Source organism: uncultured Lutibacter sp., assembly GCF_937891065.1.
In the GTDB taxonomy this organism is placed as follows: Bacteria; Bacteroidota; Bacteroidia; order Flavobacteriales; family Flavobacteriaceae; genus Lutibacter.
Genome location: NZ_CALAEQ010000153.1, coordinates 1 through 10,997 on the forward strand (window position 1 = coordinate 1; position 10,997 = coordinate 10,997).

11 protein-coding genes are annotated in these 10,997 nt (G+C 29.0%); 2 read left to right on the forward strand and 9 right to left on the reverse strand.

The features are described 5' to 3' along the window. Positions 1-1,893: TonB-dependent receptor (locus Q0352_RS08430; RefSeq protein WP_299526589.1), on the forward strand; the 1,893-nt coding region annotated here is incomplete at its 5' end. Here the strand turns inward: Q0352_RS08430 and Q0352_RS08435 are convergent. The 6 genes from Q0352_RS08435 to Q0352_RS08460 form a co-directional block, all read right to left on the reverse strand. Beyond that, positions 1,890-3,323 (reverse strand): DUF389 domain-containing protein, encoded by a 1,434-nt coding sequence (locus tag Q0352_RS08435; RefSeq protein ID WP_299526592.1) that lies wholly within the window; start codon positions 3,321-3,323, stop codon positions 1,890-1,892. The genes Q0352_RS08430 and Q0352_RS08435 overlap by 4 nt on opposite strands. Positions 3,324-3,334: 11 nt before the next feature. Beyond that, on the reverse strand, positions 3,335-4,411 hold the full coding sequence (locus Q0352_RS08440; protein WP_299526595.1) for a mannose-1-phosphate guanylyltransferase: 1,077 nt from the start codon (positions 4,409-4,411) through the stop codon (positions 3,335-3,337). Continuing rightward, entirely contained in the window at positions 4,404-5,003 is a 600-nt protein-coding gene (locus tag Q0352_RS08445) for a SprT-like domain-containing protein (RefSeq protein WP_299526598.1), read from the reverse strand. Before Q0352_RS08445 ends, Q0352_RS08440 begins: the two co-directional genes overlap by 8 nt. Positions 5,004-5,006: 3 nt before the next feature. Then, the gene (locus tag Q0352_RS08450) at positions 5,007-5,687 is read right to left on the reverse strand and encodes an SDR family oxidoreductase (protein ID WP_299526600.1); all 681 of its coding nucleotides are present in this window, start codon (positions 5,685-5,687) and stop codon (positions 5,007-5,009) included. 4 nt (positions 5,688-5,691) lie between these two features. Beyond that, positions 5,692-7,173, reverse strand: coding sequence for a hypothetical protein (locus tag Q0352_RS08455; RefSeq protein ID WP_299526603.1), 1,482 nt, complete (start codon positions 7,171-7,173; stop codon positions 5,692-5,694). An 88-nt stretch (positions 7,174-7,261) separates the two neighbouring features. Then, the gene (locus Q0352_RS08460; protein WP_299526606.1) at positions 7,262-8,299 is read right to left on the reverse strand and encodes a glutaminyl-peptide cyclotransferase; all 1,038 of its coding nucleotides are present in this window, start codon (positions 8,297-8,299) and stop codon (positions 7,262-7,264) included. A gap of 120 nt (positions 8,300-8,419) precedes the next feature. On the opposite strand from Q0352_RS08460, the gene Q0352_RS08465 reads away from it, so the two are divergent. Beyond that, positions 8,420-8,671: a type B 50S ribosomal protein L31 gene (locus Q0352_RS08465; protein WP_291796188.1), complete on the forward strand. Its 252-nt coding sequence runs from the start codon at positions 8,420-8,422 to the stop codon at positions 8,669-8,671. A gap of 99 nt (positions 8,672-8,770) precedes the next feature. Here Q0352_RS08465 and Q0352_RS08470 read toward each other — a convergent pair whose 3' ends face one another. The 3 genes from Q0352_RS08470 to Q0352_RS08480 all read right to left on the reverse strand — a co-directional run. Continuing rightward, on the reverse strand, positions 8,771-8,980 hold the full coding sequence (locus Q0352_RS08470; protein ID WP_299526613.1) for a hypothetical protein: 210 nt from the start codon (positions 8,978-8,980) through the stop codon (positions 8,771-8,773). 112 nt (positions 8,981-9,092) lie between these two features. Then, positions 9,093-10,343 carry a dihydrolipoamide acetyltransferase family protein gene (locus Q0352_RS08475; protein WP_299526615.1) on the reverse strand — a complete coding sequence of 417 codons (1,251 nt, stop codon included), beginning with the start codon at positions 10,341-10,343 and terminating at the stop codon, positions 9,093-9,095. After that, positions 10,344-10,997: thiamine pyrophosphate-dependent enzyme (locus tag Q0352_RS08480; RefSeq protein WP_299526618.1), on the reverse strand; the 654-nt coding region annotated here is incomplete at its 5' end.

Consider the following 10,997-nt stretch of genomic DNA (forward strand, 5'->3'; position numbering starts at 1 on the left):
CCTTCTGAAAATAAATTTTATTTAGATGGAATTGAAGTTCCTGTTATTAATCATTTTCAAACACAAGGTTCGTCTGGTGGACCAGTTGGAATTATAAATGCAGATTTAATTCGAAAAGTAGATTTTTACTCAAGTGCTTTTAAAGCGAGTAGAGGGAATGCATTGAGTTCAGTTATTGAATTTACACAGAAAGATGGAAACCCTGATAAATTAAATGTGAGAGCAACTTTAGGTACTTCTGATGCCGGAATTACAATTGATGGACCATTGGGGGATAAAACTACTTATATAGCTTCTGTGCGCCAATCTTACTTAAAGTTTTTATTTAAACTTATAAAATTACCTTTTTTACCAACTTATAATGATTTTCAATTTAAAGTAAAACACCAATTGTCTAATAAGAGTGAATTTTCTATAATAGGATTGGGTGCTATTGATAATTTTAAATTAAATGAAAATGTAAATGACAATGTTACGGATGAATCTACACTTAAAAGAAATTTATATATATTAAGTAATATACCTATTCAAGAACAATGGAATTATACCGTTGGGCTATCTTATAAACATTATGGTGAAAAAGCTACGCAACAAATTGTGTTAAGCAGAAATGAATGGAGTAATAATGCTAAAAAATATTTTGATAATACAGGTAATTCAACAGATTTATTACTCGATTACACTTCAAAAGAGATTGAAAATAAATTTCGATTTGAAAACACTTCAGCCTTAAAAAATAATTACAAATTAAATTTTGGTGTTGGTTTTGAAGATGTAACATATAAAAATACCACTTTTCAAAAAATCGCAAATTCATCGGGTGTTTCGGAGGTTAATTTTTCATCTGAATTATCAATGTTGAAGTATAATTTGTTTGGACAGCTTTCAAAAAGTTATTTAAACTATAAATTAGATGTTTCACTTGGTTTTAGAATAGATGGAGTTAATTATAATAGTGAAATAAGCAATCCGTTTAACCAGATTTCTCCAAGGGTTTCATTGTCTTACGAATTAAGCGAGAAACTTAGTTTAAATGCCTCTTCAGGGATTTATTATCAATTACCAGCATATACAATAATGGGGTATAGAAATAGTTTAAATGAATTGGTGAATAAAAATAATGGTTTAAAGTTTATTGAAGCTACACATTATGTTTCAGGTTTAGAATATAACGCTAACTCAACATCAAAAATTTCTCTTGAAGGTTTTTATAAAAAGTATAATAACTATCCTTTCTCGAAAAGAGATCAAATTAGTTTGGCTAATTTAGGTTCAGATTTTGGGGTAATTGGTAATGAAGAAGTTTTATCAATATCAAAAGGCCGAGCTTACGGTTTTGAATTATTAGCACAAAAAAAAACGTATAATGGTTTGTACTACTTACTGTCATACACATTTGTAAAAAGTGAGTTTCAAGATTCATCAAATAATTATATTCCATCGTCTTGGGATAACCGTCATTTGTTAACTATAACAGGTGGTAAAAAGTTAACTAAAAATTGGGAAATTGGAGGTAAGTTTCGTTTAGTTGGTGGTCAGCCTTATACACCTTATGATTTTGAATCATCTTCAATAATTACAAATTATGATGTTTCAAACAGCGGAATATTAGATTATTCTAAACTAAATTCGGAGCGATTTAAAACCTACCATCAATTAGATATTCGAGTAGATAAAACATGGTATTGGAAAAAAATGTCACTTAATTTTTATGTAGATATTCAAAATTTATATAAAAGTGAAGCTAAATCACAATCTTATTTAATTCCTCTGTTGAATGAAAATGGAACTAAAGTTGTGAACTCAAATGATTCTTCAAAATACAACCTTGAAGAAATTGAAAATACTTCAGGAAATGTTTTACCACGATTTGGATTTATTCTAGATTTTTAATTATTATTTAATTGTAATGTGTCTAATTTTAAACGTGTTTTAAGCCACTTTTTTAATAATAATTGTTGATTGGCTGTATTCGGAACAGTATCGTACCATTTAGCATTAAAAATGGTGATTGTATCAGTCGTGTTAAAATTTGTGTGAACCATTTTAGCATAACTTAAATTAGATAAGCCATTATAATTAATTTGTGCTTCTTTACTAATTTGAATAAACGGAATTTGTGTATTGTAAAATTTCGACAATTCTGTTTCCAATAATTTTATTTTATCTTCTTTTTCCTTGATAGATTCATCTCTAGAAGAGATTATTTTTTGATTATGAGCATATAAATCAGATAGATTTTTTACTTCATTTCGTATATCAGAATCATCAGCACCTTGCTGAAATATTAATTTGGTTTGTTCTAATCCATATTTTGGAAGTTTAGCAGTCCAATTATCTATTTCTTCTTTAGGTATTTTATAACCATAAACAATAAGCTTTACACTATTATTTTGATAATTGATATTTTCATCAACTTCATCAATAATACTTATTCCGCTTTCTTTTACATCGTTAATGAAATGATGAGCTGCTTGCTTAAATTGATTTTCTTTAAGTAAATTTAAAAAAAGATATATGCTTCCCGATAAAACTAAAACTGCAATAAATGAAGCCAACCTAGAAATACGTTTTCTTTTAGCTGAATTTAGATATTTTAACATCGGAAATTTTAAAAATTTAACAATTACAAATGTTGCTAAAGCTATAAAAATGGTGTTTATAGAAAATAAAAACATAGCACCGCCAAAATAATTTAAGTTACCTATAGCAAGTCCATAACCAGCAGTGCAAAGTGGTGGCATTAGCGCAGTAGCAATGGCAACACCAGCAATAGTATTAGTTTGTTCATTTCTTCTGCTTATCGCAATAATTAAAGCCAAACCACCAGCAATAGCTATAAAAACATCACGTACGTCTGGAGCAGTTCTTGCTAAAAGCTCAGGAGTTTCATCTCTAAAAAGTGGAATTAAAAAAAATAAAAATGAAGTTGCTAAACTTAAGCCAATCATAACTCCTAAGTTTATTAAGGAGCGTTTTAAAGTATCAATATCATTAATTCCAATTGATAGACCAACACCTAATATTGGGCCCATTAAAGGGGAGATAAGCATTGCACCTATTACTACAGCAGGAGAACTGATATTTAATCCAATTGAAGCAATTAAAATTGAAAAGACCAATACCCAAGCAGTATGTCCTTTCATAGAAATGTTACCTTTTATATCTTCAATAGTACCTTTTATATCTGTATCAGCTCTGATATCTAATAATTCATGTAAAAATTGGCTGATACTAGCCCAAACACTTAAATGATTTGTATTGTTTTCAGGTGTTTGAGTTGTTGTATTTTCCTTTGACTTATTGTTATTTGTTGTTTCCATATTAAAAATAATTAAACAAATTCATCTCCAAATTTTGTTTTTACATCAGATGTTATTTGCTTTATTTCTTGTTCTCCACTTTTAGGACAAATAAGTAATACATCATCTTTTTCAACCACAATATAATCTTTTAAACCTTGTATTACAACACGTTTTCCAGATTGAGTTCTTACAATGTTATTATTTGCATCTCTATAAATTACTTGCCCGCCAACAGTCGCATTTTGATGATTGTCTTTTTCTAATTTTTGATATAATGAGCCCCAAGTTCCTAAATCATTCCACCCAAATTCTACAGGTAAAACAAAAACACCAGCAGCTTTTTCCATAATTCCAAAGTCAATTGAAATGTTTTCTGAGCAGGCATAATTATCTTCAATAAATGTATTTTCAGAAGCTGTATTATAACTTTTTTCACCTTTAGAAAAGAGCGTATACATTGTTGGTAAATGAGTCTTAAAAGCTTTTAAAATACTTTTTACACTCCAAATAAAAATACCAGCATTCCATAAATAATTACCTTCTTCAAGAAATTGAATAGCAGTTTCTAAATTTGGTTTTTCAGTAAAATTTAAAACTTTTTTTATGTCGCTTTTAGAAGTGTCATGTTGAATATAACCATATCCAGTGTTTGGTGAGCTAGGTTTAATTCCAAGAGTCATTAATGCGTCATTCTCTGCACAAAAATTAAATGAAGTTTGTATGTTTTGTAAAAATGTAACTTCATCATCAATCCAATGGTCTGATGGTGCAATTATCATAATTCCATCAGGATTTTCATTGTAAATTTTAAATGCACTATATAAAATACAAGGTGCTGTATTTCGCATTGCAGGCTCTAATAATAATTGTTTTGAAGTAACTTTTGGAAGTTGTTGTTGAACTAAATCTTCATATTTTTTATTGGTAGCAATTAAAATGTTTTCAGAAGGAATTAAATTCTCAAAACGGTTAAATGTTTGTTGAATTAAAGTGCTTCCAGTTCCTAACATATCATGAAACTGTTTTGGTAACTTTTGGGTGCTTAAAGGCCAAAATCGAGTTCCAACACCTCCAGCCATAATTACTGCGTAATAATTTTTATTCATCTTGTTTTAATAAATTTACTTCGGCATTTTGGTTAAATAAATAGTTTTTTCTGCTATTTATTTCAATACATTCAAATCGTGTTCTTCTTTTATTCCCTTTTTTAAATGCTTTATTATTGAATGTAAAAACACTTCCGTGTGCTAATTCAAAGATAAAGCTCTTTTCTGACATTTCATCATGCTGTTTTAGTGCATACGTTAAATTTACATCAGCTCCTGTACTAGCTTTTGGATTTTTAAGGTAATTTGCTAATAATGGAAGTATGTTTTGAGGATAAATTGTTGGTTGTAAAAAAGGTAGCATTAAATGTTGAAAATTAAGTTTCCATTCAATACCGTGTGGTTTCACTCTTTTACTTTGTTTGTAGGTTATAAAATGTGCTATTTCGTGAATAAGAGTTAATAAAAACTGATATTCATTTAAGTTATTGTTAATGGTAATTTGAAGTGAGCCATCTCTAAATCGTTTAAAGTCTCCGTATTTTGTATTCCTGTTTTTAACAATTTTTATATGAATTGGATGATCTACAAGAATTTCTTCAACTAAATTAATAGCATTTTCAGGAATATTTTTTGAAAGTATTTCCATCATATATTAAGGAGTTGTTGATGACACTTGTAATATTTTACCATTATAATAGTTGTTTCCAGATATCGCAAAATTGTAAATATAATCTGCCATCTCATTTGCTGAAACCGAAGCTTTGTAACCAGGAAAGGCTTCTTCTAACATTTCAGTTTGAACAGCTCCTAATGCTAAAGCGTTAAATGCAATTCCTTGTTCTTTGTATTCTTCTGCAAGTAATTCGGTCAATGTGATTAAAGCACCTTTTGAAGAACTATAGGCTGCTAAACCAGGAAATTTCAAACTTCCTTGAACTCCACCAATGCTACTAATATTTACAACATGACTTCCTTTTTTAAAAAACGGAATTAATTGACGTGTTAATTCTGCAACTGAAAAAACATTTACTTTGAAAACTTCTAAAAAGTCTGAATTTGTTAGCTTTTCAAAAGGTTTATTCATTAATTTTCCAGCATTATTGATTAAAATATCAACAGTTTTCCAATTGGTTGAAACAAATTCAGAAACTTTTTTTAAATCAGTTTCTTTTGATAAATCAACAGAAATAGTGGTAATATTTTTGATGCTGAGGTTTTCTAAAGGTTTTGAATTTCTTGATAAAGCCAAAACTTGATAACCTTTATTTGCAAATAATTGTGCTAATTCAAATCCAATGCCTCTGCTAGTTCCTGTAATTATTACGTTTTTCATAAATTTAATTAAATAAGATGTGTTGATATGCTCCAATATCGGCAGGAGAGCTTCTTAGGACTCCTAAAATATCATTTGGGACTAATAGTGTTCCAGATATAGTAGCATTTTTAATAGCGTCAGAATTTTCACCAATAATTAATTCGTTGGAATAAGGAGATTTAAAATCTGCATTTCCATTCAAGATATTATCTGAATAATGACTTTCATCTTCAAAATTATATTCAGGAATATCAATATATGAATTATTAAAATCGTTGAATTTTATCAAATTATTTTTAAATGAATAATTAAATTGTGACCCTTCAACTTTATCAATAACCAATTCTAAATTATCTCCTCCATCAATAATGCAATTGGTGAAATTAGCGGCTCGTAAATCTCGGGTTTCAATAATTTGATTATTATTTTCAGAATACGTAAAATAATTATTAATTAAAACACTGGGATATTGCCGAAAACTATGATTCCAAAAATTTGTAAATGTAGAATGTGTAAAATTATAAGTGCCTCCAATAATGCAGGCTAATGAAGATTGGCCGCTATTATTGATTACTAAATTTTCACCTTCAATAGTTGTTTCTCTTCCTAAAATTCCAAAGTTTGAACTGTTGTAAATTTGCGTATTTTTAATAATTAAAGTAGGAGTGGAGTTACTTCCAATGGAATCCATAATAATTCCTGCAGAAGCATTTTTAATAATTGCATAGTTAATGTTGTGATTTTTGCTTCCTGCTCGCAACCAAATAGCTCCCCATTGCCCTGGTACGTTACTATATTGATTTTCCAATCTGTCACCTTCAATTAAAACTTCATTATTTAATTCACCTTCAATAGTTAAAGTAGCATTTTTATCAACTATGAGTCCTGAGTTAGAATGAAAATGAATTTTAGCACCTGCTTCAATAGTTAATGTTTTGTTTTCAGAAACGGCACAATAACCATAAATTACATATGGTTTTTCATTTGTAAATGTTGTGTTATCGTTCAAATAGAAACCGTTAATAGCCGTTTTATTACCTGTCGCATCAATTCCTATATTTATAGTCTCAATAAGTCCATTTACGTCTTTTGAAGGGAATAAAAAATGAGCATCTTCAACTAAAGTAATTAATTTAACATCTTGTAAATTTGTACCAGATTCAAAAATAATTTCATCTGTATATATTGGGTTTGAAACCTGACTGTAATCAATAGTGGTTTCTATAAAAATATAAAGACTATCTTTTGCTGAAATTTCTACATTTTCAAATGTTTTACCGGGTGTTCCATCAACATTTAAACGATAAAATGAAGCTTCACCTTTTCCTAATTTAACTGATGGAATTGAAATTGCGTGATTGTTTTTGTTGTAAACTTTTAAATTATAAGTGCTTGAACCAATATTAGTAAATACGGTATCTAAATAAACGGTGTCTTTAGAAAATGTAAGATTACCTGAACTTAAATCTGCTGAAAAATCTTTTCTACAGGAAGAAAAAATCATCAAGATAATTACAAGCGAAAAAGTTAAATAATAGCGCATTTATGTTGTTTTTGTAAATATAAATAAAGAAAAGAATAAATTTTATTTTCTATTCTTTTATCATCAATTCAATTTCATATAATTTACTCCAATGTTTTCCAGTTACAAAAATGCGGTTATTTTCTTTGTCATATGCTATTCCGTTTAAAACTTCGTCTTGATCATCTAATTTTTGAATTTTTGAGATTTCAGTTTTTAAACCATTTAAGTCTGCAACTCCTTCTACTTTTCCTGAAATTGCATTGACAATTAGAATTGTGTTTTTTTGCCAAATATTGGCGTAAATTTTACCATTAATGTATTCAAGCTCATTCAGTTTTTCAACTTTTTGTTTATTAGTGTAGGCTTCAATATAGCTTTCTTCAATCAATGTTTCGTTATTTAAAAACCAAATACGTTCTGTACCATCAGTTTTAATCAATTTTTCACCATTATTTGTTAATCCCCAACCTTCACGGCTTTTAGTGTATTTAAATTCTTTTTCTTTTTCAAAAGTTTCTAAATCATAAACAAATCCAATACCACTTTGCCAAGTAAGTTGATGTAATTTATTATTAAAAATAGTAATTCCTTCACCAAAATATGCTTCATCTAAATCTTGTTGTTGTAAAACTTTACCAGTTTCTAATTCAACTTTTCTAATTGATGACGTCCCTTTTCTTCCTGTTCCTTCATATAAAAAACCATTGTAAAATTCTAAGCCTTGTGTATAAGCTTCCTTATCATGAGGAAATGTGTTAATAATTTTATAAGTATATACTTCTGGTGAAGTATCTGCCATAAAATAAACAACTTGAGTTACTTTTTTAGTTTTGTTTTCGTAAAATACAATAGCTGTTATATCATGTCTTCCTAGTGTGTATTCACTAATATTTAAAGTCGCAGAATTAGCATTGCCAACTATTTTTTTGGAGTCTATTGAAAATTGAACAGAATCTATAGCTTTATTGTTTTGTTCAGAAACTGAAATAGTTAACTCTTCATTTGATTGAATTTTAGTGGGTGTTTTTAAAACAAATTTATATTCACTTTTACAAGATATAAGAAGTGTAAGTATAAAAATGTAGAGAATTGACTTGTAAGACATAACTTAAAATAGCGTTTTATTAATATTTATGTAAATAAACTAAATTATTTGTTTGAAGTTTCAAAAATATAGTTAAATTTGCAGTCTTAAAAATAAAAATAGATTTAAAACGAGTTTACGATGAGAAAAGGTATACACCCAGAAAATTATAGAATGGTAGCATTTAAAGATATGTCTAACGAAGATGTGTTTTTAACTCGTTCAACAGTAAATACTAAAGAAACTTTAGATGTAGATGGTGTTGAATATCCTTTAGTAAAATTAGAGATTTCAAGAACTTCACATCCTTTTTACACTGGTAAAACGAAGATGATAGATACTGCAGGACGTATTGATAAATTCAAAACTAAATACGCTAAATTTAAAAAGTAATTATTTAGTTTATAATAAAATATTTAAAAATCCTCAACTTAAGTTGAGGATTTTTTGTGTTTAAATAAACTTAACTTCGAATAAATCTTTTTTGATTAGTTATCTAATTTGTTGTAATTTTCTTGTTTTTTTACAGTTTTCATGAAAAAAATCGAGCTCATCTAATTCTTGAAAAGTCATTTTTTTAAGATGATGAATTCTTTCTTCTATTGCTAGCTTGCGAAGTTTATTAAATGGACAATTTCGATTGTTTTTATAAAACTCACATCCAAATAAAAATTGAGATGATGTAAAACGTCTATAACTCATAGCATTATCTTTACAGTGCTACTAAAGTTACAAAATAATTTTAAATAAAAAAAACATCCAAAATGTTATGAATTTTTTGGATGTTTTTTTAAAATATTTAAGATGCTTACTTTTATGCAAGCATCATTACTGGATTTTCAATAAATTGTTTCAGTGTTTGTAAAAATGCTGAACCTGTAGCTCCATCAACAGTTCTGTGATCACAAGCTAATGTTACTTTCATAGTGTTTCCAACAACAATTTCTCCGTTTTTCACCACTGGTTTTTGAATAATTGCTCCAACTGATAAAATTGCAGAATTAGGCTGGTTTATAATTGACGTAAATTCAGAAATTCCAAACATTCCTAAGTTTGAAACTGTAAAAGTACTTCCATCCATTTCTGCAGGAGTTAATTTTTTAGATTTTGCTCTTACAGCCATATCTTTTACTTCAGCTCCAATTTGAGTCATGCTTTTTTGGTCAGTAAAACGAATAACAGGTACAACTAACCCATCTTCAACAGCAACAGCAACTCCAACATTTACGTGATGATTGATACGAGTTCTGTCGTCAAACCACTGAGAATTTACTTTTGGATGTTTTTTTAATGCCATAGCACTTGCTTTTACTACAATATCATTAAATGATACTTTAGTATCAGGTAATTCATTGATGGCTTTACGTGAAGTTATAGCGTTGTCCATATCAATCTCAAGCATTAAATAATAATGAGGAGCCGTAAATTTAGATTCTGCTAATCTGCGCGCAATAGTTTTACGCATTTGAGAATTTGCAGTTTCTTCAAAACTTTCTTCACCTAATGAGAGTGTAGAAGAACTTATGTTAGCTGTTGCAACAACAGGAACATAATTTTCTACATCAGATTTGACAATTCTACCATTTTCACCAGTTCCTAAAACAGTTGCTAAATTAATTCCTTTTTCAGAAGCTATTTTTTTAGCTAATGGAGAGGCTATAATTCTACCAGTATTAACTATTGCAGCTGGCTGTGAAGCTTCAACTACAACAGGAGCTTTTTTAGTTGGCTCAGTTGTTACTGTTTTTGGTTCCTCTTTTTTTGAATCGTCTTCAGAACTTGGATTAGCTACGTTAAAATCTTTGATAATAGCATCAATATTTTCTCCTTTGTCTCCAATAATAGCTAATAAAGAATCTACAGGAGCGCCTTCACCATCTTTTAAGCCAATGTACAAAAGTGTACCTTCACTAAAAGATTCAAACTCCATAGTAGCTTTATCTGTTTCAATTTCGGCTAAAATATCACCTTCTGAAATTTTGTCACCTACTTTTTTTAACCACTGTGCAACAACTCCTTCGGTCATTGTATCACTTAAGCGGGGCATTGTTATAATTTCTGCCATTTATCTATGTTTTAAAAAAGGATAATTTTCTTGTTCATAAACAATATCATACATTAATTGTTTATCTGGATACGGAGATTCTTCAGCGAACTTTTGACATTCTTCAACTTTATTTTTTACTTCAGCATCCCAAGCTTTAATTTGTTTATCAGTAGCGTATTTTTTTTCTTTTATAAGATCTAAAACTTGTGTAATAGGGTCAATTTTACGATACTCATCAACTTCATCTTTAGTTCTGTATTTTTGAGCATCACTCATAGAATGTCCTCTATAACGATATGTTTTTATATCTAATAAAGTTGGTCCGTCACCTCTTCTTGCGCGTTTAATAGCTTCATCCATAGCTTCAGCAACTTTAATAGGATTCATACCGTCAACTGGTCCACATGGCATTTCATAACCTAAACCTAATTTCCAAATATCTTCATGGTTAGAAGTTCTACTAACTGAAGTTCCCATAGCGTATCCATTATTTTCGCAAATAAATACTACTGGTAACTTCCAGTTAATTGCCATGTTGAAAGTTTCATGAAGTGAACCTTGACGTGCGGCACCGTCACCAAAATAGGTAAGTGTTACGCCGTCTCTATTAAAATACTTATCAGCAAAAGCTAATCCAGCTCCTAAAGGTATTTGACCACCCACAATACCATG

Excerpts from the sequence above, each read along its gene's own strand:
- Q0352_RS08450 (WP_299526600.1), bottom strand. The coding sequence starts at position 5,687 with ATGAAAAACGTAATAATTACAGGAACTAGCAGAGGCATTGGATTTGAA.
- Q0352_RS08440 (WP_299526595.1), bottom strand. The coding sequence starts at position 4,411 with ATGAATAAAAATTATTACGCAGTAATTATGGCTGGAGGTGTTGGAACT.
- Q0352_RS08470 (WP_299526613.1), bottom strand. The coding sequence starts at position 8,980 with ATGAGTTATAGACGTTTTACATCATCTCAATTTTTATTTGGATGTGAG.
- Q0352_RS08460 (WP_299526606.1), bottom strand. The coding sequence starts at position 8,299 with ATGTCTTACAAGTCAATTCTCTACATTTTTATACTTACACTTCTTATA.
- Q0352_RS08435 (WP_299526592.1), bottom strand. The coding sequence starts at position 3,323 with ATGGAAACAACAAATAACAATAAGTCAAAGGAAAATACAACAACTCAA.
- Q0352_RS08465 (WP_291796188.1), top strand. The coding sequence starts at position 8,420 with ATGAGAAAAGGTATACACCCAGAAAATTATAGAATGGTAGCATTTAAA.
- Q0352_RS08475 (WP_299526615.1), bottom strand. The coding sequence starts at position 10,343 with ATGGCAGAAATTATAACAATGCCCCGCTTAAGTGATACAATGACCGAA.
- Q0352_RS08445 (WP_299526598.1), bottom strand. The coding sequence starts at position 5,003 with ATGATGGAAATACTTTCAAAAAATATTCCTGAAAATGCTATTAATTTA.
- Q0352_RS08455 (WP_299526603.1), bottom strand. The coding sequence starts at position 7,173 with ATGATTTTTTCTTCCTGTAGAAAAGATTTTTCAGCAGATTTAAGTTCA.